This is a genomic window from Paenarthrobacter sp. 10L420 (genome assembly GCF_056395385.1).
The window spans coordinates 180,493-204,259 of record NZ_JBFTJK010000002.1 but is presented as its reverse complement, the minus strand read 5'-3'; the positions used below and the strand labels follow the sequence as shown (position 1 = coordinate 204,259).

17 protein-coding genes are annotated in these 23,767 nt (G+C 62.7%); 6 read left to right on the top strand and 11 right to left on the bottom strand.

Going from position 1 to position 23,767, the window contains the following annotated elements; all coding sequences use genetic code 11:
* Nucleotides 1–402 precede the first annotated feature (402 nt).
* The 5 genes from AC1DD5_RS06170 to AC1DD5_RS06150 form a co-directional block, all read right to left on the bottom strand.
* Complete coding sequence (locus tag AC1DD5_RS06170) at nt 403–2,232, bottom strand: ABC-F family ATP-binding cassette domain-containing protein (RefSeq protein ID WP_477520880.1); 1,830 nt, start codon at nt 2,230–2,232, stop codon at nt 403–405.
* Between the two features lie 36 nt (nt 2,233–2,268).
* Nucleotides 2,269–3,261, bottom strand: coding sequence for a 4-(cytidine 5'-diphospho)-2-C-methyl-D-erythritol kinase (locus AC1DD5_RS06165; RefSeq protein ID WP_477520879.1), 993 nt, complete (start codon nt 3,259–3,261; stop codon nt 2,269–2,271).
* Nucleotides 3,258–4,139 carry a 16S rRNA (adenine(1518)-N(6)/adenine(1519)-N(6))-dimethyltransferase RsmA gene (gene rsmA / locus AC1DD5_RS06160; protein ID WP_477520878.1) on the bottom strand — a complete coding sequence of 294 codons (882 nt, stop codon included), beginning with the start codon at nt 4,137–4,139 and terminating at the stop codon, nt 3,258–3,260. The genes AC1DD5_RS06165 and rsmA overlap by 4 nt, the downstream gene beginning before the upstream one ends.
* Nucleotides 4,140–4,165: 26 nt before the next feature.
* Nucleotides 4,166–5,308, bottom strand: coding sequence for a transglycosylase family protein (locus AC1DD5_RS06155; protein ID WP_477520877.1), 1,143 nt, complete (start codon nt 5,306–5,308; stop codon nt 4,166–4,168).
* Nucleotides 5,309–5,602: 294 nt separating this feature from the next.
* On the bottom strand, nt 5,603–6,499 hold the full coding sequence (locus AC1DD5_RS06150) for a TatD family hydrolase (RefSeq protein WP_477520876.1): 897 nt from the start codon (nt 6,497–6,499) through the stop codon (nt 5,603–5,605).
* 158 nt (nt 6,500–6,657) lie between these two features.
* Between AC1DD5_RS06150 and AC1DD5_RS06145 the strand changes: the two genes are divergently transcribed.
* The 3 genes from AC1DD5_RS06145 to AC1DD5_RS06135 are packed head-to-tail and all read left to right on the top strand — an operon-like array spanning nt 6,658 to nt 11,804.
* Entirely contained in the window at nt 6,658–7,746 is a 1,089-nt protein-coding gene (locus AC1DD5_RS06145) for an AAA family ATPase (RefSeq protein ID WP_477520875.1), read from the top strand.
* 12 nt (nt 7,747–7,758) lie between these two features.
* Nucleotides 7,759–9,312, top strand: coding sequence for a DUF58 domain-containing protein (locus AC1DD5_RS06140; protein ID WP_477520874.1), 1,554 nt, complete (start codon nt 7,759–7,761; stop codon nt 9,310–9,312).
* Nucleotides 9,309–11,804, top strand: coding sequence for a transglutaminase TgpA family protein (locus tag AC1DD5_RS06135; RefSeq protein ID WP_477520873.1), 2,496 nt, complete (start codon nt 9,309–9,311; stop codon nt 11,802–11,804). Before AC1DD5_RS06140 ends, AC1DD5_RS06135 begins: the two co-directional genes overlap by 4 nt.
* Before the next feature lie 130 nt (nt 11,805–11,934).
* On the opposite strand, the gene AC1DD5_RS06130 is transcribed toward AC1DD5_RS06135, so the two are convergent.
* Together AC1DD5_RS06130 and rsmI are read right to left on the bottom strand one after the other, a co-directional pair.
* Nucleotides 11,935–13,416: an NAD-dependent succinate-semialdehyde dehydrogenase gene (locus tag AC1DD5_RS06130; RefSeq protein WP_477520872.1), complete on the bottom strand. Its 1,482-nt coding sequence runs from the start codon at nt 13,414–13,416 to the stop codon at nt 11,935–11,937.
* Between the two features lie 160 nt (nt 13,417–13,576).
* Nucleotides 13,577–14,422 carry a 16S rRNA (cytidine(1402)-2'-O)-methyltransferase gene (gene rsmI, locus AC1DD5_RS06125; RefSeq protein ID WP_442016821.1) on the bottom strand — a complete coding sequence of 282 codons (846 nt, stop codon included), beginning with the start codon at nt 14,420–14,422 and terminating at the stop codon, nt 13,577–13,579.
* Between the two features lie 265 nt (nt 14,423–14,687).
* Between rsmI and AC1DD5_RS06120 the strand changes: the two genes are divergently transcribed.
* Nucleotides 14,688–16,406 (top strand): dolichyl-phosphate-mannose--protein mannosyltransferase, encoded by a 1,719-nt coding sequence (locus AC1DD5_RS06120; RefSeq protein ID WP_477520955.1) that lies wholly within the window; start codon nt 14,688–14,690, stop codon nt 16,404–16,406.
* Between the two features lie 10 nt (nt 16,407–16,416).
* Complete coding sequence (locus AC1DD5_RS06115; protein WP_477520871.1) at nt 16,417–18,249, top strand: AMP-dependent synthetase/ligase; 1,833 nt, start codon at nt 16,417–16,419, stop codon at nt 18,247–18,249.
* An 11-nt stretch (nt 18,250–18,260) separates the two neighbouring features.
* On the opposite strand, the gene AC1DD5_RS06110 is transcribed toward AC1DD5_RS06115, so the two are convergent.
* Entirely contained in the window at nt 18,261–19,373 is a 1,113-nt protein-coding gene (locus AC1DD5_RS06110) for a TIGR01906 family membrane protein (RefSeq protein ID WP_477520870.1), read from the bottom strand.
* Between the two features lie 154 nt (nt 19,374–19,527).
* Nucleotides 19,528–20,523 (bottom strand): stage II sporulation protein M, encoded by a 996-nt coding sequence (locus AC1DD5_RS06105; protein WP_477520869.1) that lies wholly within the window; start codon nt 20,521–20,523, stop codon nt 19,528–19,530.
* Between the two features lie 129 nt (nt 20,524–20,652).
* Between AC1DD5_RS06105 and AC1DD5_RS06100 the strand changes: the two genes are divergently transcribed.
* A complete protein-coding gene (locus AC1DD5_RS06100; RefSeq protein ID WP_477520868.1) occupies nt 20,653–21,456 on the top strand; it encodes an RDD family protein in 804 nt (267 codons plus the stop codon).
* Between the two features lie 116 nt (nt 21,457–21,572).
* Here AC1DD5_RS06100 and AC1DD5_RS06095 read toward each other — a convergent pair whose 3' ends face one another.
* Both AC1DD5_RS06095 and AC1DD5_RS06090 read right to left on the bottom strand, forming a co-directional pair.
* Nucleotides 21,573–22,397, bottom strand: a complete 825-nt coding sequence (locus AC1DD5_RS06095; protein ID WP_477520867.1) for a pentapeptide repeat-containing protein — start codon at nt 22,395–22,397, stop codon at nt 21,573–21,575.
* A 30-nt stretch (nt 22,398–22,427) separates the two neighbouring features.
* Nucleotides 22,428–23,648, bottom strand: coding sequence for a L,D-transpeptidase (locus AC1DD5_RS06090; RefSeq protein ID WP_477520866.1), 1,221 nt, complete (start codon nt 23,646–23,648; stop codon nt 22,428–22,430).
* Nucleotides 23,649–23,767: the final 119 nt, after the last annotated feature.

The window sequence follows — 23,767 nt, the reverse complement described above, 5'->3', positions numbered from 1 at the left end:
GCAGAAACCTGTGGGATGTGAGAGAACCTTCAGGGGTGGCGGGTATCCGGAAGCGTGCGTCAAAGCGACGAAGTGGGGCCGCTGCGGTCGGACTCTCGTCGCTGGTCTGGGGAGTGTCGGATAAACGGTGGATCCAGGGTTGGCAGAGGCAGGCCCTGTGCGGGAAATGAGAGAGCATCCGCCAAAAATGGGCACGACGTGAGAGAACATCCGCCAAAAAATGGGCAGGACGTGAGAGAACGTCGGTCAAAAAAACGCAGGACGTGAGAGAACGTTCAGAGGCGGGGCGGCGGGTGTCCGGAAGCGTGCGTCAAAGCGACGAAGGAGCAGCACGCGGAGGATGCGCGCCGCCGCGGCGACACGCACGCGGAGGATGCGCGCCGCCTGCCCCGCGCTACGAAACTACTCGCCCAGGATTTCGGCGGCCTCCAGCCATTCGAGCTCCAGGCCTTCTTTCTCCTCCAGGAGTTCCTGCAGCTTGGCGTTGAGTTCGCCCAGTGCATCGAAGTCCCCGGATTCGGACTTCGCGGCCATTTGGGTGTGCAGCTTTTCCTCCTGCTGCGCTATTTTGCCGAGCTGGCGGTCGATCCTGTTGAGGTCCTTGCGGGCTTCACGCTTTTCGGCTTCGCTGGCGCCCGAAGCAACAGGTGCAGAAGCACCGCCACTCGCAGAAGTGGGAGCACCCGAGCCGCCGCCAACGGCGCCGGAAGCCAGCGCCGCCTCGCGCAGTTCGAGGTATTGATCCACACCGCCGGGCAAGCCGCGGAGTTTGGCATCGCCAAGGAGGGCCATCTGGTTGTCCGTGACGCGTTCCAGGAGGTACCTGTCGTGGCTCACCACAACCAGCGTGCCGGGCCAACCGTCCAGGACGTCTTCGACGGCGGCCAGGGTGTCGGTATCGAGGTCGTTGGTGGGTTCGTCGAGCATGAGTACGTTGGGCTCCCCTACCAGCAGGCGCAGGAGTTGGAGTCGACGGCGTTCACCACCGGAGAGGTCGCTGACGGGTGTCCACTGCTTTTCCTTGGTGAACCCGAGCTGCTCCACGAGCTGGCCGGCGGTGAATTCCTTACCACCCACGCTGAAGGACCGCTTTTCCCGCTCGATGACCTCAATGACGCGCAGGTCCGAGACGTCGTCGAGCTCCTTCACGTCCTGGGTGAGCACGGCGGTGACCACGGTCTTACCGCGTTTGACTTTCCCTGACGTGGGCTGGATTTCGCCGTTGAGAAGCTTGAGCAGCGTGGACTTGCCAGCCCCGTTGACGCCCACCAAACCAAGTCGTTCGCCAGGGGCGAGCCGCAGGGTGATGTTGTCGAAGAGTTTCTGCCCGTCTGCTCCGTCGACAAAATCAAGGGTCACGTTCTCAAGGTCCAGCACATCCTTGCCCAGGCGTGCGGTTGCCATCTTGCTGAGCGCTACGGAGTCCCGGGGATCCGGAACGTCTGCAATGAGGTCGTTGGCAGCTTCGATCCGGAACTTGGGCTTGGCAGTCCGGGCCGGGGCGCCGCGCCGAAGCCACGCCAGTTCCTTTTTGACGAGCTGCTGGCGTTTACCTTCGACGACGGCGGCCGTCCGGTCGCGCTCTGCGCGCGCCAAAACGTAAGCGGCGTATCCGCCGTCGAACATGTCCACCATGGCGTCGTGGACTTCCCAGGTGTAGTTGCAAACTTCGTCAAGGAACCAGCGATCGTGGGTGACCACCAGGAACGCGCCTTGGTTGGCGCGCCAGCGCGTCTTGAGGTGCTTTGCCAGCCAGGCCACGCCTTCAACGTCGAGGTGGTTGGTGGGTTCATCCAGCATGATGACGTCGTGGTCTTCAATGAGGAGCTTGGCCAGCGCGACACGGCGCTTTTGCCCGCCGGAGAGGGCATGGACGTTGGCGTGCCAGTCGACATCACCAACCAGTCCGCCCATGACTTCGCGGATCTTGGGGTTGGCCGCCCATTCGTGGTCCGCGCGGTCGCCGACGATCGCAGCGCCGACTGTCAGGTCGCCGTCGAGCACGTCGCCTTGGTCGAGGTAGCCGACGTTGACGTCCCCGCGTTTGGTGACGCGGCCGGAGTCGGGCGTCGAGCGCAAGGCGAGCAAACGCATGAGGGTTGATTTTCCGTCACCGTTGCGGCCGACCATGCCGATGCGGTCGCCATCCTCCAAACCGAGGGTGACGCCGTCGAGGACAGTGCGGGTCGCGAACGAAACGGTGAGGTTTTCGCCGCCAAGCAGGTGGGCCAATGGGTACTACTTTCTACTGCTGGAATGCGGGAGCTACTAAAGGAGGGTATCGGAGATGATCCGGGCGCCGGGCACGGGTCCGTGGACGGCGACTGCTGTATGGCCTCGATGGGACAGCTCTTCAGCGAGGACGCTGGCGGACACCGAGTCCCTGGCAAGCAGTGCGATGGTGGGCCCGGATCCGGACACCATGCCTGCCAGGGCGCCCCGAGCTTCGCCCAGGCCGATGGTGTCCCGGAGCTGCGGGGCCAGGGCGATGGATGCCCGCTGGAGGTCATTGATCAGCACCCGGCTGAGGGTCTCGGGATCGCCGTGGCGGAGGGCCTGGAGGATTGTGGGGTCAACGTCTACGGGTTCGGGGATTTCCACGCCTTCGGAGTCGCGAAGTCCGTCCAGCGTGTGGAAAACGTCTGGCGTGGAGAGGCCGTAGTCGGCAAATACCAGCACCCAGTCCATTTGTGCCTTCGCAAGCGCGGGTGACAATTTGTCGCCAACACCGAGTCCGACGGCGGTCCCGCCCAGGAGCGAGAACGGAACGTCCGCGCCCAGTTCGGCTGCCAGGTGGGCAAGTTCCTCGCGGGAAAGGCCGCTGTTCCACAGGGCATCGCAGGCAAGCAACGTAGCGGCGGCGTCGGCGGAGCCCCCACCCATACCTCCGGCAACCGGCACGCGTTTGGTGATTTCAAGGTGGACGCCGGTTGGTTTCTCGGACAGCTCTGCCATGATGGCTGCGGCCTTGTAGGCCAGGTTGCTTTCGTCCAGGGGAATATCGACGCCGTCCAGGTCCAGCGTGCTTTTGGGGCTGATGCTGACGGTAATTCCCTCAGCTTCGGTGCTGGTGGCTGCCACTTCCTCGTACAAGGAAACGGCCAGGTAGACGCTTGCCACGGAGTGGTAGCCGTCAGGGCGCAACGGACCAACGCTCAGGGAAACGTTGATCTTCCCGGGCGCTTTGACCCGGACCGTTCGGGCATGGAAGCGATCGCCTGCGTATGGCAGGCCGCTGGGTTTGCGGGTGTTCGGACTCATGCGTCCGCTGGGTGGCGGGCTTCGGCGATCCGGACGTAGGCAGCGATGTCCAGGACCTCGCCCCGGGCTGTGGGATCAACGCCTGCGGCGACGAGGCACCGTTCGGCCTCTGCCGCACTGCCTGCCCATCCAGCCAACGCTGCACGCAGGGTCTTACGACGCTGGGCAAACGCGGCGTCAATGACAGCAAACACTTGCTCCCGGGTGGCGTGGGTGGCGGGTGGGTCATGACGGGTAAAGGCAACGAGTCCTGAGTGGATCTTTGGAGCAGGCCAAAACACGTTCATGCCGATCACGCCGGCCTTGCGCATGTGCCCGTACCAGGCGGCCTTGACCGAGGGCACGCCGTAGATCTTGCTACCGGGAGTTGCTGCCAGGCGGTCTGCGACCTCATCCTGCACCATGACCAGGCCATGCTGCAGGCTCGGGAAGTGTTGCAGCAAATGAAGCACCACGGGGACGGCGACGTTGTACGGGAGGTTGGCCACCAGTGCTGTCGGTTGCACTGGCAGTTCCGTAACCCTCATGGCGTCCGAGAGGACCAGATGGAAGTTTTCTTCAGCCTCGGGCCGCCATGCACGAACAGTTTCGGGGAGCTTCCTGGCGAGCACGGGATCGATTTCGACTGCAACAACAGTGCGCGCGGCGTCCAGCAGGCCAAGCGTCAGGGAGCCCAGACCTGGACCCACCTCAAGGACGGTTTCCCCGGCGTCGATATTGGCGGCTGAGACAATCCTGCGGATCGTATTACCGTCAATGACAAAGTTCTGGCCCAACGTCTTGGTGGGGCGGACACCGATTTCCTCGGCTAACCGTCGGATATCTGTGGCGCCCATCAAAGGCACGACGGCGGCGGGTTCGGAATTCGGTTCAGTCACCTAGGTATCGTATCGCCTGTGCGGGGTCAGGCTGCGTGCGCGCAGCCCCAGTCGCTGAGGCCGTTCCTGGCGTAGAGGCGGTTGGCGATATCGATCTGCTGTGCCTTGGTGGCAAGGTTGGCGGTGGGGGCGTACGCGCCGCCGCCATTGGCCAACCAGGTGGGGCTGGAGAACTGGAGTCCGCCGTAGTAACCGTTGCCGGAGTTGATGGACCAGTTTCCGCCGGACTCGCACTGGGCGATCCTGTCCCACATGGCTTCGTTCGGGGCTCCGGTGGGCCCACTGGACGTGGCAGCCTTGGCAGCGACCGGGCGGGCCTTGGTTCCGACCGCGATCTTTTCGGTGACGGGCTGAGTGGTGACGTTGCTGGATACGAGGGTGCGGGAAGCTTCGCGGCCATCCACCAGGACCAGCTTGAACGTCTTCACAACGGAACCTGCAACGCCCTTTTGGGTCACTTTTTCGTCGCCCTTGTAGAGATCGGCACTATCGGTGCTGACGCTTTCGAACGGCACTTCCTCAGTGGCGTCGGCGGTCTTGCTGGTGTCCACCCGGGAGACCTTGATCACCATGTCCTGGATGACCGGTGCGTTGCCGGGCTGGGAGACGCGGTCGCTGGCACCCAAGGTGACTCCGGCGTCCTTCAGGACGGTGGCGACGTCGGGCGCCGTCGTGGTGGTGCTGGTGTCCTTGCCGTCAGCTACCAAGCTGATCGTCTTGGGCGTGGAGATGGAAACGAAGGAGCCGGTAACAGCCAGGGAGGCGTCCTTCGGCTGGGAGATTTCGGAGGAGCTGGCGACTCCCAGTTCACTCACCAGGCCGGCGACGTCCGGCGCGTTGGTGTTGACGGTCTTGCGGGCGCCGTCCAATTCGATGGAAACGGCCTTGGCGAGGTTGATATTGACCACCGAGCCGTTTTCCACCTGGGTATCAAGGTCCGGTGAAACACGGTCTGCGTCCTTCAGCTCGACCTTGGCTGCTTTGACCACCTGGTCAACTGTGCCGCCGAAGGTCTTGATGGAGCTCACCTTGCCATCAACATTCAGGGTGATTGTCTTGTTGTTGCCGACGAAGGCGACTACACCGACCACCAGTGCTACAACAACCAGCAACTGGGCACCGACTTTGAGAAAGCTGAACTTGCCATCCGTTGTGAAGAACTTGATCACGATTGCCCATAACTCTCAGACCATCCGGGCACGGGGAAAAGCGCAAAAAACAATGCCAGCCGCAAAACTGAGGGGCCAGGCAAAAAAGCCTGGTCCCACCCTCTGCTGCCGGCATCTGCGCCGCCAAATACATTCAACTAAAGAGCCCGGACGGATCCGGGCCAGTTGTCCGAAGGCCTTCCCCGACCCCGGCTACTTGTTGTACACAGTAACCGATCCGTTATAAACGGACCAAGAATTCTACATACCGGGTATTCATCGCCGTCAGTCCCAGAGGGGTTCGAACACCCCGTTTCAGCCCCACGATCCGTAGGCATTTACGGTATTTTGAGCAAGCCTGGCGCAAAGTTCTGAAAGGTCATCTTCTGTCACTTCCGCCATCGAGCGAACGGTGTATGGCACCATGTAGCTCGCATTTGGCCGGCCACGGTACGGGTGTGGCGTGAGGAATGGCGAATCTGTTTCCACCAGGATCCGGCTGGGCTCCGCAATGGCCAACGCTGCCCTGAGGTTGCCGGCATTCTTGAACGTCATGGTCCCCGCAAAAGACATGTACCAGCCATTGTCATTGCAGATGCGGGCCAGTTCCTCGTCGCCGGAGAAGCAGTGGAAAACCACCCGCTCAGGGGCGCCTTCCTCGTTCAGCACCTGCACCACGTCATCGTGGGCGTCGCGGTCGTGGATCTGCAGCGTGAGGCCAAGCCGCTTGGCGATGTCGATGTGCCTCCGGAAGGAATACCGCTGATGTGTCAGGCACTCACCGTGGGTTCGGAAGAAGTCCAATCCTGTCTCGCCGATGGCACGGATCCGCGGGTGGCCGGCCAGTCCCTCGATCTCTGCCAGCGCCGATTCCAGCTCCCCCCGCCCCGCGTAGACGGGTGCGTCGTTGGGGTGGATGGCAACGGCACCCAACAAGCGGGCATCGGCCTCCACTGCTTGCACTGTGAAGCGCGACGATTCCAGGTCGCAGCCAACCTGGATCGCCCCCTGGACACCAACAGCCTCGGCGGCATCCATAGCGTCCGCAACACCGACTTCGATCAATCCGTGGCGGAAGTCCAAGTGTGTGTGGTTGTCCATCACCGGGACGGGAAGCGGTTCCGGGGCTGGCGGGTACTCTTTGCGGGAATCCGATGCTTCTGTTGCACCGGAGGACGCGCGGTAGGGAGCGGGGGCGAGGGAATTGCACATGCTCCCACCTTAATCGGACCGCGGTCCCCCATGCTTGGAGACAAATTCCAGTTGGCACATAAATTCCCGGAGCACTATGTCAGGGACGGCCAAAGTCTGGGTAGTCTGGAACGGACAGACGGCCGACACCGGCGTTGGCCACGGCTGAAGGGCAATCCATGGAGTCCAAGCGACAAGTCACCGTTGAACCTACCCGACTTCAGGGCGAGGCGTACAGTGCGCTGCCCCGGGACGCCGCGGCGCTCAACGGACACAAGCCGCAGGTCATGGACGCGGAACGTTTCCACGATGCCAGCGAGCGCATCCTGGCATCCATCAGCAAGGTCATCGATGGCAAGGCAGACGCAGCAAAGCTTGCACTGACGGTTCTCCTGGCCCAGGGCCATCTCCTGCTGGAGGATGTGCCCGGGGTTGGCAAGACCCTGCTGGCAAAGACACTGGCCCGGACCGTGGACTGCACAGTGTCCCGTATCCAGTTCACCCCCGACCTTTTGCCCTCTGATGTGACGGGCGTGTCCATCTACAATCAGTCTTCGCGGCAGTTCGAGTTCCGGCCAGGTGCCGTGTTCGCGAACATCGTGATCGGCGACGAAATCAACCGCGCCTCGGCCAAGACCCAGTCTGCGCTCCTGGAGTGCATGGAAGAGCATCAGGTGACGGTGGACGGGCACTCGTACCAGCTGGGATTGCCGTTCATGGTGGTGGCAACGCAGAATCCCATAGAAATGGAGGGCACCTATCCGCTGCCCGAGGCCCAGCGCGACCGCTTCATGGCCAGAATTTCCATGGGCTATCCGGACAGGGATGCCGAGATCGAGATGCTGGAAACGCATCAGGCGTCCTCTCCTTTGATCAACGTAACCCCGGTGGTCACAGCGGCCGATGTGGCAGCCATGATTGCAGCCGTCCAGCAGGTTTACGTGTCCACGGCCATCAAGGAATACACGGTTGCCATTGGCCGGGCCACCCGTGAAAGTGCCCGCCTTCGACTCGGCGCCAGTCCGCGGTCCTTGCTGCAGTTGCTGCGCGCCGCGAAGGCTACGGCAGCTTTGGATGGACGCGATTTTGTTCTTCCCGACGACGTCGTGGACGTGGTCGAATCGGTGCTCGCCCACCGCATCATCCTGGACCGGAAGGCTGCGAGTTCCGGCGATACTCCCCAAACCGTCCTGCGTGGCATCCTCGCTTCCCTCCCGGTCGCCCAGGAGCCGCCTGGCGCGTGGCGCAGGGACAAGCAAAGCGCATAGGAGACAGCGGGCATGGCACTCGTGGATCGGCTCCCCAAGCATTTGTTCACCAGCCGCGGATGGGGATTGCTCGCCGCCGGGGTTCTCTCGCTTGTATGTGCGTACATTATGGGCAGGCGCGATCTCCTGACTCTGGCCGTATTTTTGTTGATACTTCCCTTGGTTGCGCTGGCCGGAGTCCGGGTGCTGAAACCCAAGTTCCAGGTGTATCGGGAATTCAATCCCTCCACCGTGGAAACGTCCACCGCCACCACGGTTCGCCTGGCTGTTGCCCGGTCCACGTTCTCCACTGGCCACGTGATCATGGAGGAACAATTGCCTCCACGGTTCGGCGATCCGCCGGCTTTCCGCTTCCCGGCGCGGACTGCAACAGGCGGCACCAGCCGCTACGAATACCATCTGCGATCCGGCAAGCGGGGACAGTTCCGCATAGGTCCTGTTACTGCCGAGTTCAGCGACCCCTTCGGCTTGTCGTTGCGGCGACATGCCATCGACGACGGCGACCTCCTCACTGTGACGCCGGCCGCCCTCGAACTTCCCGTAACGGGACTCGCCGGGGCGCGTGGGAACGATGGCGTAACGGCCACCCGGATCAGGGCGAACCCCAGCGACGACGACATCATGACGCGCGAATACCGGCATGGGGATCCCATGCGCCGCGTCCACTGGCCCGCGACGGCGCGGCACGGACAGCTCATGGTCCGCCAGGAGGAATCGGTCACCACTCCGGAAGCCACCATCATCCTTGACCAACGTTTCGCAGCCTTCGCCTCCGGCACTAGCTCGGTTTTCAGCTCGCACGACGACGACTCCGACCTCGTGACCAGCCCGAATTTTGAGTGGGTTGTAACAGCGGCGATGTCCATCAGCGCGCACTTGGCCGAACGGAACTACTCGCTGCGCGTCCTGGACGCCTTCGGTAGCCCGGCCTTCATTCGCTCGCCGTCGGCACCGGACCCGGGCGTGGAAGAGTTCAGTGGCGTCGCCGGCCTTCATGCCATTGCCGAAGGCTTGGCCGCCATTGAATTGAGCGGACCAAAACACCACTGGGTTGACCACCACAGGGCTGAACACCACCGCACGGGAGAAAGTAGTCCGGAGCATGAACAGCGCTCCCCTGAACCCTCTGGTTCTACGGTTCACCGTCTAAATGGGGCATCGGAGGTACCGGGCCAGGAAAACGTTGATTCCGTCTTCGATGACCGCCTGATGGACAAGCTCGCCGCACATCGTTTGCGCGGCCCGCTCCTTGCCTTGCTTGGCAACCTGACCCTGGCCGAGGCCAAGGCCCTTGCTCCAGCGGCCGGCTATGGCGCCAACGCCTTCGCGATAGTAGTTACGGACCCTCAAAGCAATAACGAGTCCCGCAACCCGGACTCCCGCAACCATGACTCCCGCAACAAGGACGATGTCCTGGAAACCTTGAGGCAAGGCGGCTGGAAAGCTGTCTCCGTCACGTCCAAGACACCACTGACGGCAGCCTGGTCCGGCTTCGACGAAGGCGGAATAGTCCTCGCCGCCAGTGCGGCAATGGACGTACGGCGCGGAGCGGCGGTGCCACGATGACCGCCACGTCCCATCGTGGGTCCCCCGCAACGTACCCGCGAGGCCTACCGCAACAGGGGGCCGGCGGAGACGCCCCCACTCCTCCCCCACAGCGAGCCCAGCCGCCCGGCCTCTACCCGTGGATCATGGCCGGTTCGGTGGCCGTGGCCGTTCTCGGTTCAGCTCTATCACTGAATGGAGTGTTCAGGGGTTGGGCCTGGTTCATGCCCCTGATCACCACCGTTGTGGCTGTGGCCCTGACGCTGGCCATCCTCCGGACCCTCCGGATCCAGCCTCTGCTTACCACGTTGGGCTCCTTGGCCGCTTTGGCCGGGATACTCAGTTTCACTTTCTGCCGGCAGGACAGCTTCCTGGGCTTTGTCCCCACCACCGGGACGTTTACCGCGGTAGGCCGGCTCATCAAGCGCGCCGCAGAGACTGTTGTGTCGGAGAGCGCTCCAGTGGCACCCAACGCTGGGATTGTCTTCGTCACCTGCGCCTGCCTGGGACTGCTGGTGATCCTGATTGACGCTCTGGCCGTGCCGCTATCGATGCCGGCGGCCAGTGGAATCGGCCTCCTCGCCGTCATGGTGGTTCCGGCAACCATCAAGCCGCAAAGCGTAGGTGTCGCAGGTTTCGTTGGGGCCACCGTGGGATATCTGCTCATTCTTGGTTGCAGCCATTGGTTCGCGCCTGATGCGAGGCTGCAGTCCGGAGCACCACGAAGTTCCGGCCAGATCAGGCGCTCCCTGGTGACGGGCGCACTGGCACTGGGTTTGGCGTTGGTTGTTCCATTGGCCATTCCAGGGTTTGAAACCGGCACCTTCCCGCAAGGTTCGCGGCTGAGCCCCTGGGGTACCTCGAATGGCCTGAATCCGATGATCACCCTGGGTAACAGCCTGCGGAGTCCCACGGGGGCAGGACGCATCACGTACTCCACTAGTTCCAGCGCCGCCACTTACCTGAGGTCCGTCACCATTGACCACTTCGACGGCGAAACCTGGGCTCCCGATGACCGCTCCGCGTCAAGGCGGAGCGGGGTGGACCGGATAGAGCCGGGCTACTCCATCCAGGGAGAAGTCGTGAATGCGGTGACGTCCATCAACGCGGGTTTGTTCACCAGCCCCTACTTGCCGGCACCGTTCGCCCCCGTCTCCGTTAATGGGCTGAACGGCCGTTGGACCTGGGATCCAGCCACCCTGAGCATCATGAGCACCGAGACCAGCACACTGGCACAACGGTATGTGGTCTTCTCGGCCGCACCCAAGATCACCGCGCAGGCACTGTCCCAAGCCACGGGTAAGCCAAAGTCCATTTCGGAGGATTTCCTCCGCGTTCCAGGGAACCTGCCAAGCATTGTGCGCCAGACTGCGGAGCAAGTGACGTCTTCAGCAGGCAACAACTACGCCAAGGCGCTGGCCATCCAGAAATACTTGCGCTCCAGTGAATTCACGTACTCCCTTCAGGCTCCGGTCCAAAACGGCTATGACGGCAACGGGCTGTCGGTGCTGGCGGACTTCCTGGCGGTCAAGAGCGGCTATTGCGTCCACTTCGCCTCCGCCATGGCGGTCATGGCAAGAGTGGAGGGCATCCCCAGCCGCATCGCAGTGGGATACGCGCCCGGCCGGCTTACGGGCGAAACTGTCGCCTTGGTAGGTCAGGGATCGTTCCCGGAGTATGAGGTAGACGCCCGTGACGCCCATGCATGGCCCGAGCTCTATTTTGAAGGACTGGGGTGGGTACCCTTTGAGCCGACCCCATCGCGCGGCGTTGTTCCGGAGTATGCCACCGAGTCCTCAGTCCCGGGCGGCCTGAGCACCAATGCTGACGAGAAGGACGTTCCAGGCACCGCAGTGACGCCTCCTCCAACCACTGTTCCGCTGCCGGGAGGCGACGCGCAAACTGCCGGCTCTGCTCCAAGTGACCCCCTGCCAACGGTTATTGCCACGATTTCGTCAGTGCTGTTGCTCGCGGCTTTCCTTGGCTCGCCGAGGCTGAGCAGGGTAATCCTGCGACGCCGCCGGCTAAATCCCAAGGAACCAGCGGATCGGGCATCACGGGGTCACCATGATTCCGCTGCCCTCGCATGGGCAGAGTTGCAGGACCTCGCCACGGATTATGGTGTGCCGTCCACGCCCAGTGAGACGCCAAGGCACTTTTCCGCCCGGCTCCGTTCAAGTTCCATTCTGGGTGAGGCCGGAGGTCTCGACGACGCCGCTCATGCCGCCGTCGCTTCACTCACCGCGGACTTCGAACGGCAACGTTATGGTCGCCCGATGGAGGCCGCCTCGCCGGCGGCGGCCAGGATCGCCGTCGTTCGTGAATCGTTGCGGAACAATACCAGCTGGTTGGTTCGCTTCCGCGCCAACTGGCTGCCGCCGTCGCTCATGCGGCGCTGGTTCCACGCACTCGGTGCCCCCTTCCGCGCTGTGGGGTCCCTGTTCCGGCGGACGGGGCGAGGGATTGCCAGATCCGGCCGCGCAGTCAAGGGACTTCTTCCGCAACGCCGCTAAGACCGCAAACACCACAACGGCTCGCCCGGGAACAGCAAAGGGCCCGACTCCGGAACTTATGGTTCCGGCGTCGAGCCCTTGCTTGTCTCTACCGTTCTTGTTGCGAGAGCGGAGGACGGGACCCAAGGACCTAGTCGGCGTAAGGGTCAGCGATACCTACGTACTGGGTGTAGAGGTACTCTTCGATGCCTTCGGAGCCGCCTTCGCGGCCCAGGCCGGACTGCTTGACGCCACCGAACGGTGCAGCGGCGTTGGAGATGACGCCGGCGTTGAGGCCGAGCATGCCGGTCTCGAGCTTTTCGCTGACGCGGAGGCCACGGTTGAGGTCCTTCGTGAAGACGTAGGCAACCAGGCCGTATTCGGTGTTGTTGGCCAGGCGGATGGCGTCGTCTTCGGTGGAGAACGTGACGATCGGGGCCACAGGTCCGAAGATTTCTTCCTGGAGGATACGGGAGTCGGCGGCGACGTTCTTCAGCACAGTGGGCTGGTAGAAGTAGCCGGGACCGTCGACGGCGGCGCCACCGGTCACTGCTGTGGCACCTCCTGCTACAGCTTCGGTGACGAGGGCGTGAACACCATCGCGGGCCTTGCCGTCGATTAGCGGACCAACCTTGGACTCCGGGTCAGTACCGCGTGCCGTGGTGAGGGAGCCGATCTTCGCTGCGAACTTCTCAGCGAAGGAGTCGGCGATGGACTCGTGCACGATAAAGCGGTTTGCTGCGGTGCAGGCCTCGCCCATATTGCGCATCTTGGCGGCGATGGCGCCTTCAACGGCCTTGTCCAGGTCGGCGTCCTCGAAGACGACGAACGGTGCGTTGCCGCCCAGTTCCATGGACGTGCGCAGGACCTTGTCAGCGGCTTCGCGAATCAGGGCCTGGCCTACCGGCGTGGAGCCCGTGAAGGAGATCTTGCGGAGGCGGTCATCCTTGATCAACGGGCCCGTGACAGCACCGGCAGTTGAGGTCTGGATGACGTTCAGGACACCTGCGGGAAGTCCGGCTTCCTGCATGACCTGGGCGAAGAGCAGGCTGGTCAGCGGGGTAAGGTTTGCGGGCTTGAGCACCATGGTGCAGCCAGCGGCGACGGCGGGGGCTACCTTGCGGGTTGCCATTGCCAGCGGGAAGTTCCACGGCGTGATGAGCAGGCAGGGCCCAACCGGCTTCTTCTGCACGAGCAGGCGGTTCTTGCCGTCCGGTGCAGCAGAATAGCGGCCTGAAACACGGACGGCTTCTTCGGAGAACCAGCGCAGGAACTCGGCACCGTACGTGACCTCGCCGCGGGCTTCTGCCAGCGGTTTGCCCATTTCGAGGGTCATGAGCAGGGCGAAGTCCTCGGCGCGCTCGGTGACCAGTTCGAAGGCACGACGCAGTATCTCGCCACGTTCACGGGGCGCAGTGCGTGCCCAGTCAGCCTGGGCGGCAGCGGCGGCGTCGAGGGCGGCGGCACCGTCTTCAGCACCGGCGTCGGAGATGCTGAGCAGGACCTTGCCCGTAGCCGGGTCCTCAACATCAAAGGTCTTTCCGGATCCCGCCGGGCGCCACTGACCGTTGATCAGCAGGCCGGTGGGGACGGAAGCCAGCAGTTCGCTTTCGCGTTCAACCGTGACAGTCATGGCGACTCCTTCGTCTTGGGTGCATTGGAGGGTTGCACCACTAGGGTTCCTTGCCAGAATTGGCTTGAATTACTGCCACGGTACTGCCATGCAAGAAGCAGTGTCTACGCCTTCACGCACTGCCATACGCTCGCCAAATTGTGCATCTGCACAGGGAGGATCAGCGGGCTGCAAGCACCGCGGAATACAGCTCCCGCTTACTGACACGGGCATCATCCGCCACGGCGGCAACGGCTTCCTTCAGCCGGATTCCCTGGGAGATCAGCTCGTTCACGGCAGCCACATGGTCTTCCGGTTTGCCGGGGGCCTGCTCGGGAGCTCCACCTACAACCACGGCAATTTCACCGCGAACCTCGTTGTTTTCCGCCCACTCCAGGAGCTCGCGCAGCGTTCCGCGGATCACTTCCTCATAGGTTTTGGTCAGTTCACGGCAAACAGCAACGCGCCGTTCTGCCCCGAAGCGCTCGTGCAGTGCCCGAAGCATCACTTCGAGCCGGTGCGGTGCCTCGAAGAAGACCATGGTGCGGCGCTCGTCAGCCAAGTCTGCCAGACGGGAATTCCGCTCCCCCGACTTCCGTGGCAGGAAGCCCTCGAAGCAAAAGCGGTCTGTGGGCAGCCCGGATAGTGCAAGGGCTGTCAGCACGGCGGAAGGTCCCGGAACGGCAGTGACAGTCAGGCCAGCCGCTACAGCGCCTTCCACCAAGCGGAAGCCAGGGTCCGAGACGGCCGGCATTCCGGCGTCGCTGACCATCAGGATGGTTTTGCCGGCCCGCACATAGTCCAGCAGTTCACCGGTCTTGGCTACCTCATTGTGTTCGTGATAGCTGATGACGCGCCCGGACACCTCTACGCCCAAGGCCTGGACCAGCCGATGCAGGCGGCGGGTGTCCTCCGCGGCAACGATGTCCGAGGTCGCCAGGAGCTCAATCAAGCGGGACGATGCATCGCCCACGTTGCCTATTGGAGTGGCAGCAAGCACAATCCTGCCACTCGCTGCCGTTGGGATCGCGGCGGCACCGGCGTCCGGTTCATCAACCGCCGGTTCATCGTCAAAGGGGGCTTCGTCCGGGGTGCTGCGCTGTTCTTCCACCTGCCAAGCCTAATGCCGCGCGCACCTCAACGCCGCAGTAAGAATGGAAAGGTAGCATGGGCGGGTGAGCCAGTCCCCCGTTCCCACCACCGATTCCGGAACCCCCGCAGCCTCGGCGTTACGTTCCGGAGCCACGGACGTGGCGGCAACCAACGGCGCGGAAGAGACCACCAGGACAACAATGACCAAGACGAGCAAGTCCTGGCGCCCTCCTTCCGGACAGCACGCTGCTAGCGACCGCAACAGGAACACCAGACCGGCTCTGGGACGCCGGCTGGCAGGCCACCCCTGGATCGCCAGCCCCACCACGGCCTATACAGAAGACGCCCTGAAGTCGCGGTTGATCGGGGTGATCCAAACCTGGCGGGACTACCCGCCGTCGTTGCGTTTATGGTTCTGGTTGATTCCCACCATTAACGCCGTCATCGGCGGAATCCTGCGCTTCTTCCGTCTTGAGGTCCCACACAGCCTGGTGTTCGACGAAACCTATTACGTCAAAGACGCGTATTCGTACCTCATCAGCGGATATGAACGCAGCTGGCCTGCCAATGCCAACGATTCCTTCAACGCCGGCAATCCCGAAATCCTGCTCAACACCCCGGAGTACGTAGTTCATCCTCCGGTCGGGAAATGGATGATCGCCTTTGGTATGTGGTTGTTTGGGGCTGACAATCCTTTCGGCTGGCGCTTCGGTGCCGCCTTGACCGGGACGCTCACGGTCTTCCTCCTCTCGCTCATCGCGCTGAAGCTCTTCCGTTCCCACACCCTTGGCGCAGTGGCCGGGTTGCTGCTCGCGGTTGACGGCCACCATCTGGTGTTGTCGCGAACGTCCCTGCTGGACATCTTCCTCGCGTTCTGGATCCTTGCCGCCTTTGGCGCGCTGTTGTTGGACCGCGACGACGGCCGGCGTCGCCTTGCATCCAGGCTCGCCGCCCGTGCGGCTGCTTCGCCCCATGGCAGGCCTTCCGCCGCGCAACTGTTGGCCGGCCCCTGGCTGGGCATGCGATGGTGGCGCCTTGTTGCTGGCATTTACCTCGGCCTGGCCGTAGGCACCAAATGGTCTGCGCTGTTTTTCGTCGCGGCTTTCGGCTTGTTGACTGTCTTCTGGGACATGAGCGCCCGCCGCATCGCCGGGATCCGCAGCTGGCCCAGTGCAGCGCTCATGAAGGATGGCCTGCCGGCTTTCCTGACCATTGTCCCGATTGCGGCAGCCACCTACGTGGCCACGTGGACCGGCTGGTTTCTCTCCAAGGATGCGTACTACCGCCAGTGGGCGGCCACCAATCCCGCGCCCGGGTGGGATTGGCTGCCCAATTCCGTGCGTTCGCTGGCGCATTACCACCTTGAGGCCTACAAGTTCCATCAGGGCCTCAGCGCCGACCACCCCTACGAGTCCAGCCCCTGGACCTGGCTGGTCATGGGCAGGCCAACCTCGTTCTATTACCAATCGCCGAAGCAGGGAACTGCCGGCTGCATTGCCGAGACCTGCTCCTCGGCCATCCTGCCCGTAGGCAACCCCATTGTGTGGTGGGGCGGCACCATAGCCCTGGTGATCCTGCTCTTCTGGTGGGCCGGCAGGCGGGATTGGCGGGCCGGGGCCATCCTGGCTGGAGTCGCGGCCGGATACCTGCCGTGGTTCATGTACCCGGAACGCACGATGTTCATTTTCTACGCAGTTTCCTTTGAACCGTTCCTGGTGCTGGCCCTGACGTACGTTCTGGGGCTGGTGTTGGGTCGCAGCAGCGATCCTCCCTGGCGGCGGAGATCCGGACTTTACGTCGTGGGCTTGATTGTGGTGTTGGCCGTACTGGCCACAGCGTTTTTCTATCCTGTGCTGACCGCCGAAGTCATCAGCTACCAGGAATGGCGGATGAGAATGTGGATGCCATCGTGGATCTAGGAGGAAGATCGTGAGGGAGGCAAGCACGGAGCTTCTGGTCGAGGCCGACGAGAATACCAACGTGACCGACCTCCTTCTGGAACGATGCGCCAAGGACCCGTTCGGCAACCTGTACGCCCATAAGACAGCCAATGGCTGGCTGAACGTTCCCGCTGCGCGCTTCCTCGCGGACGTGCAGGCCCTGGCCAAGGGCCTCATCGCAGGAGGCGTCAACCCCGGCGATCCTGTAGCTGTGCTGTCCCGTTCAAGTTTCGAATGGACCTTGGTGGACTTCGCCATCTGGATGGCTGGCGGGGTTACCGTGCCCATTTATGAAACGTCTTCGGCAAGCCAGATCGAGTGGATCCTTGCCGATTCCGGCGCCCGGCGCATCTTTGTGGAGGACACCTCCAAGGCAGACCTTCTTCGCGGCCTGGTTGAGAACTCGACAGCCTTGGGTGAGGACCCCGTGACGATCATCCGTATGGAGCACGACGGCGAGGCCCCCAACCTGACCAGCCTCGCCGCCGTCGGAATTGGCATTATGGATGCCGAACTTGAGCGCCAGCGCAGCGCCGCCAACCTGTCCGATGTCGCCTCGATCGTCTACACCTCCGGCACAACCGGCAAACCCAAGGGCTGCGAAATCACCCATGGCAACTTCGTGTTGGTTGCCCGGAACGTGATCCCGTTCCTTCCCGAACTGCTGATGCAGCACGGCGCGCGAACGTTGATGTTCCTACCGCTGGCACATGTCCTGGCGAGGGCAGTCCAGGTGGTCTGCCTCACCGCAGGCGTCACCTTGGGGCATAGCTCCGGTGCCAGCGGTCTCATGGCGGACCTGGGAGCTTTCAAACCCACCTTCCTGCTCGCAGTTCCCCGGATCTTCGAAAAGGTCTACGCCGGGGCCGGACACAAAGCCGCCATGTCAGGAAAGTCCGGACTGTTCGCCGCTGCGTCCGCCACCGCCGTCGAATATTCGACGGCGGTGGACCTCGCCGCCCGCGGGCAGGGGCCCGGTCCAGGCTGGTTCCTTGGTCTCAAGCACTCGGCATTCAACAAACTCCTCTACCCCAAGGTGCGGGAGGTCTTCGGCGGGGCCGTCGGCTACACCGTGTCTGGAGCCAGCCCCCTCAGCCTCCGGGAGAACCACTTCTTCCACGGCGCGGGAATCCCGGTCCTTGAGGGCTATGGCCTGACCGAAACCACTGCGCCCTGCACCGTCAACACGCCAAGCATGTCCCGAATAGGGACTGTTGGCATACCGTTGCCCGGCACCACCATCCGCGTGGGACAGGATGGGGAGGTGTTGGTCAAGGGAATCGGCGTCTTCAAGGGCTATCACCGGAATGAGGCCGCCACCGCTGAGGCCTTCGTGGACGGCTTCTTCCGCACAGGAGACCTGGGCGAGCTCGACGCCGACGGGTTCCTGACTATCACCGGCAGGAAAAAAGACCTGTTGGTCACCGCTGGCGGCAAGAACGTCGCTCCCGCTCCCCTTGAGGAGAAACTACGGGAGCACCGGCTCGTGGGACAGGCCGTGGTGGTGGGCGACGGCAAGCCGTTCGTCGCAGCGCTGGTGGCACTGGATCCCGAAGGACTCGCAGACTGGTGCGCCGAGAACAAGCGTAACGCCATGTCCCCCAGTGAAGCCGCGAAGGACGAGCGCGTCCGTGCAGCAGTTCAGTCCGCCGTGGACGAAGCGAACACCCTGGTTTCGTCCGCTGAATCGATCCGTAAGTTTGGCTTTATCACTGCAGATCTCAGCGTCGAGTCGGGGCACTTGACGCCCTCGCTGAAGCTGAAGCGGGCCGTTGTGGTTAAGGACTTCTCGTCGTTGGTGGAAAAGCTTTACGAAAAGTAGCGGCTCGGTGGTTATGCGACGGTGTCGTTGGTGTCCTTACGGAGACCTTCCGCCTCGCCGTCGTCGTCGATCTCTGTTGAGGATGCTTCTTCTTCGGCTTCTGACTTTGAGTCCAAACCCCGGCGACGCCGCGTGGGCCAGGTGAGGATGAAGGTGACCGTCGCCGCCAGGAACACGAGCGCTCCAATGACGATTCCGGCATCCACCCAGAACTGTCCCGGGAAGAGACGGATGAGCGTGTCTTCCAGGGAGAAGGTCCAGGTGCCATTGGCGAAGAAGATCCGGTGGAACTCGGTGAAGAACTGCTGCCAGCTCAGGGCTGCCAACACTGCAAGGCCAATGATGATGACCAAAGTGACGATGGAGCCGGCGAAGAGCCCACGCCGAACGCCACCTTCACTGCGCTTACGCAAGTAGGCAATGGCGATGATGCTCAGAAGAATGAGCAACAGGCCGGCACCAAAGGATGTCAGAATGACCATCTTCACGTCCGCCATGTGCGCGACTTCGCTGTCTTTGAAAAGCTTGGCGCCGTCCTGGTTGACCAAGCCACCCAAATACCGTGGCCCCGACCAGTTGCTCAAGTAGTCCACAGCGTAGGAGCCATAAGTCATGCGATCGTCCGTGCTGAACCCGTACCCGTCTCCCGGGAAACCCGGCCGGTTGTATTCAACCCAGAGGAACAGGGGGCTGGTCACTGCCCGGACAGCCAGCACCAGGAGGATCACAGGGAAGAAGACCGCGAGCAGTACCTGGAAAATCCTGGGGCCCATTGGCTTGACCTTCGCTGCCTGCTCGCGTTCTGCATTGCGCCTGGCAACCTCGTCCTCCGGCGGACGAACCTGAAGGGCCGACGTCGGCAACGGTTCGGAATAGTGCGTGGGTTGGCGACTTGCGGGCGCATCTGCCACCGTCTCAGCGAATAGCGGCGGCTCCGGCTCCACGTCCGCGGACTCGGCAGCCTTCCGGTCAGCGCGGCTCTCCGGCTGAACCGGGACCTGGCCTGAGGGAGCAGCAGAAGAACCACCCGGCGCGGTGGGCTTCATCCAGTCAAAGGCCGGCTCGTCGGGGTCCTCATGGACGTCCGTCTCCGGATCTTGTGGTTTTCGGCTCTTGTCACTCACAGCGGTTTCACTTCCGTAGGCATCCCACCGGCCTAACCATGCTGCCGGCACTCTTGTCTGCATTCGAGCCTACAGTCCGGGTTTGGGCGGAGACGAGGAGCCACCCCGCGTAGAGCAAGATCGAAACGCAACTGTAAGGTGCGGGCATGTTCGCCTAGACCGCAATCCCCCGGTAGCCGGCGTCATGGCTGTCAAGGTCGCCAGTGGCGCCCGAACGGAATGAACGTCCACCCAGAACCAGGGTGTACGTCCAATAAGCTGCCAGGACCAGTGCCCCGATCGCGATCTTCATCCAAACAGGCAAGGGGCTTGGTGTCACGAATGCTTCCACCACGCCCGAAATGAGAAGTACCAAGACCAGCCCGAGGGCAACCGTGATGAGCGAACGCCCTTCGTCGGCGACGGCCTGCATCCGGGTCCTGGGTCCGGGCCGGACCATTGACCAAAAAATTTTCAGCCCGGCTGCGCAGGCGATGAACACTGCGGTAAGTTCCATGAGTCCGTGGGGAAGGATGTAACTAAAGAAGACATCCAATTTTCCCGCAGAGGCAAACACACCGGCAGCCGCGCCAACGCCTTGGGCGTTGAGGAAGAGAATCATGGGCACCCAAAATCCCGTAATTCCGAACGCAACGGCTTGAGCGCAAATCCAGGCGTTATTGGTCCAGACCGCGCCGGCAAAGGACGCGGCCGGGTTCTCCGAGTAGTAGTCGATGAAATCGTCTTCAATGTACTGACGCACCCTGTCATCGCTGCCAAATGCGGCTCGCAGCGCCTCAGGCGACGTCCCGATCCAAAGTGCGTACGCGCCACTCACCAGCATGAAGAAGACCCCACACCACACCGTCAGCCATCGGAGTCTGTAGAACGCCGCGGGCAGTGCGATGACGAAGAAGCGGGCGAGGTCTTCCATGAAGTTCGAACGTGCCCCGGTGAACCTGGTTCGAGCTTGGGCAAGTGCGGCAGACAGTGATGAGGACAAGGCCGTCTCGGGAGCCACCGAGCGGATGAGTGACAGATGTGCGGAGACAGTCTGGTACAGGCGCAGCAATTCGTCGGCTTCGGATCCAGTGAGCCGCCGCTTATGGGCCAGAAAAGTGAGCCGCGACCATTTGTTCCCATGCACGGCCGAAAAGGCATCGATGTCCACGGCACCACCCTATCCCTGTCTGCCCAGTCCCTGTCTGCCCTATCCCTGTCTGTCGGGATGGGCGCGGCTAGACTCGTTGATGCGGGTACTTGATGCGCCCGCCGCGATTGCTACGCACCGGGGGCGGACTTGAGTTCAATCATCACAGGCGAAGCAGTGGTCTTGGAGTTGCGCCCGGCGTCCTTCGCCGCCCGCGCTCTGGGGCTCATTCTGGACGTCATTGCCAACGTCCTGATGTTGATCCTCCTCATCGTCCTGGTCCTCTCCGCCGCCCGGGATCTCGATGAAGCCGCGGTCCGGGCCATGATCCTGGCCTGTGTGGTCTTCTCCTTCGTCATCGTTCCCGTCACTGTGGAGACACTCACCCGCGGCCGCTCACTGGGGAAACTGGCCGCGGGCCTGCGCGTGGTCCGGGACGACGGCGGATCCATCAGGTTCCGGCACGCGGTCATCCGTGGATTGCTGGGGTTCCTCGAGATTTACATGACCTTCGGTGGCCTCGCTATCGGCGTGGCACTTTTCAACGACAAGTCCAAGCGCCTCGGCGACGTCGTGGCCGGCACTTACTCGCTGCGGCAGCGCGTGCCCTCCGAGCCGAGGATCTTTCCCGGCGCTCCGCCCTACCTCCAACCGTGGGTAGCCATGGCGGACATTGGCCGGATCCCCGACGCCACAGCCCGCCGGGCGGGAACCTTCGTTCAGCAGGCATATCTCATGGCACCATCCTCACGCGTCAGGATGGCCGCAGCACTGGCCTCCGAGCTGGCCAACTACGTCGCGCCGCCACCGCCAGCGGGAACCATCCCCGAGGACTACATAGGGGCGGTCCTCGGCGAGCGACGCAACCGCGAACTTGTCCGCCTCCGCACAGCGGAACAGCGCAACGCCGCCATCGGCGAAAGGCTGCGCAAGCTGCCGTTTACACAGGACTGAGACAACGCCGGGGCTTCCGGCCGGAGGCCGCCGGCTGTACTGTCCAGGCACGTTCGCTCGTTCCTCGCTTGGACGCACGCTGCCGGACCCCGACCCCCAGCCTTTCGCCGCCCTTCTTAGTGCCAGTGCGCCGGCGTCGTGAGCCTTTCGGGTAGGCGCGTTTCGGGGCTTCCCTGGGCGGCGTTGATTTGCGGTTGCGTCAGGTAGAGGGACCTGGAGAGGTTGGCGCCGTGGAGACGGGTATCGCGCAGATCGGCGCCGAGGAGGTCCACGGCGGTTAAGTCACTGCGCTCCAGGTTTGCCCCTATCAGGTAGGCACCGCGGAGGTCCGAGCCGCACAGTTGTCGCTTTGCCAAGTTGGCGCCCATGAGGTCGGCACCCGGGTGGAGTCCGCCGTCGGGCATTTCACGGCCCTCAGCCCCATATGAAGCGCGCACCTCCTCGCTGACCTCCATCAGCAGGGCACGCACTTCAGCATGTAAATGTCCGACGTCGGCAGCCAGGACTGCGGATGCCTCGCCTTGGGATGTGGTTTCAATATCTGTGGACAGCCGGCGGGCGGTGGCGGCCAGCTCCGGATCGAAAGCGCGTTGCTCAGCTTCGGACAAATACCACAACATTTCGTGCAGTTGCTTGACCACCTTGAAGACAGCGAACATCGAGGACTTGGACGCTGGGTCCTGGACCCAACTCGTGCCCCCGAATGTGTGCTGGGAAACCACTTGGCCTGCGCCGAAGCAGTCAAAGACGGTACATCCGCTGAATCCGCGAGGCCGCAAACGTTGATGGATAGTGCAGGAAAAGTCGCTGGCCATGTTCGGGCAGGCCGAAGCAGCGGGTTTATCGATCGCGAAATCAGCCGAGCGGGCGAAGCCAAGGGCGGTGCAGCAGAGAGCGAAGCAATTGCTGCAGTCCGGGCGAAGGGTTGGCGAAATTGTCACAGCAATTGTGTCCCCGGCTGGAAATGGCGGCTACCGCTGGGCGTAGCTGGCCCAAGGGACGTTCCAGTCGCCGAAGCCCTCCAAGGGTTCCACGGCTGGCGCACCGGTATTCAGGATCTGCACGACGTCGCCGGTTTTCATGTTGTTGAAGAACCACGCGGCGTCGTCTGGCAGCAACCCAACGCAGCCGTGGGAGACGTTCACGCGTCCAATGGCGCCCCAAGCGGACTCCAGGGCCTGATGGACGTAGACGCCGGACCAGGTGAGGCGGTTGGCATAATCCACGACCATAGGAGCGTAGTAGCCTTTGTCCCCGGGTTTGAGGCCGATGCTTCCAGCGTTGAAGTTGGATTTGCGTTCCTGCTCCAGGATCACGGCGTAGCCGGTGGGCGAAAGCCAGTCTTCTCCGCCAAGCGATACGGGCGCGGTGTGCATCAACTGGCCGTCGAAATACACGTTCATCGTCTTGGTGTTGTCATCCACTACAGCCACGCGCTGCGGCCCAGTAGTGAAAGTGGAAACAACATCGCCATTTCCAATCATGTTGTTGCCGAAATCGACGCCCAGGAGCTTCATATCCACTGTGACCGTGGTTCCCGACGCCCAGAATGCCTCCGGGCGAATGCGGACCTTCTTGTCCGAGTACCAATGCCACGCGACTGGCTGGCCCGATGAAACAGTGATGGCGACGCGCTTTTCCATCGCGGCCTTGTCAACCACAGGTTCACTGAAGTTGATTTCGATCGGCTGGCCCGAGCCGGCAACTGTGCCGTTGCGCGGATAGATGGAAGCGTCGGCTTCGTAGGCAGCAGAAACCGTGGTGAAGGTCTGCGTCTTCTTGGTTTCCTTACCCGCGGTGTCCACAATGGTGAAGGAATAGCTGTACTGGGTCTTGAACTTCAGGACCTCAAGGGTTGTCCACGTGCTGCCGTCCGCGCTGGTCTTCCCCTGCACAGGTGTACCGCCGTCAACCGGCGCCAAAACTACGTCCTTGACCTTACCGTTGACGGCCTTGATCTGGGGGCCAACCACTGGATTCCATTCCACAGCGCCGTCCAGCGGTGTGATGCCCATCTCCACGGGTTTAGCCTCTGGCGTCGGAGTGGATTGGGTTGTTCCCACGCCATTCGGGGTGGCACCGGCCAGCAATCCAGGAACGGTGGCAACGCCAATACCGCCCAGGACGAGGGCGGCGCAGACCCCTGCAATGGCAAGGATCTTGCCCGTTTTCCGTTTGGCGACTTCCGTCATGGTTCCTGTCTTCCTGTCCCCCGGCAAGCAATACTGAACACCCAATTCTAGCCGAAAGGCCGGCCACGCTGGTCACGTGTCCGGCCTTTCACTGCGGGCTTGAGGCTGCCTGTTTGTGG

Excerpts from the sequence above, each read along its gene's own strand:
- AC1DD5_RS06165 (WP_477520879.1), bottom strand. The coding sequence starts at position 3,261 with ATGAGTCCGAACACCCGCAAACCCAGCGGCCTGCCATACGCAGGCGAT.
- AC1DD5_RS06120 (WP_477520955.1), top strand. The coding sequence starts at position 14,688 with ATGACCAAGACGAGCAAGTCCTGGCGCCCTCCTTCCGGACAGCACGCT.
- AC1DD5_RS06145 (WP_477520875.1), top strand. The coding sequence starts at position 6,658 with ATGGAGTCCAAGCGACAAGTCACCGTTGAACCTACCCGACTTCAGGGC.
- AC1DD5_RS06090 (WP_477520866.1), bottom strand. The coding sequence starts at position 23,648 with ATGACGGAAGTCGCCAAACGGAAAACGGGCAAGATCCTTGCCATTGCA.
- AC1DD5_RS06140 (WP_477520874.1), top strand. The coding sequence starts at position 7,759 with ATGGCACTCGTGGATCGGCTCCCCAAGCATTTGTTCACCAGCCGCGGA.
- AC1DD5_RS06130 (WP_477520872.1), bottom strand. The coding sequence starts at position 13,416 with ATGACTGTCACGGTTGAACGCGAAAGCGAACTGCTGGCTTCCGTCCCC.
- AC1DD5_RS06135 (WP_477520873.1), top strand. The coding sequence starts at position 9,309 with ATGACCGCCACGTCCCATCGTGGGTCCCCCGCAACGTACCCGCGAGGC.
- AC1DD5_RS06150 (WP_477520876.1), bottom strand. The coding sequence starts at position 6,499 with ATGTGCAATTCCCTCGCCCCCGCTCCCTACCGCGCGTCCTCCGGTGCA.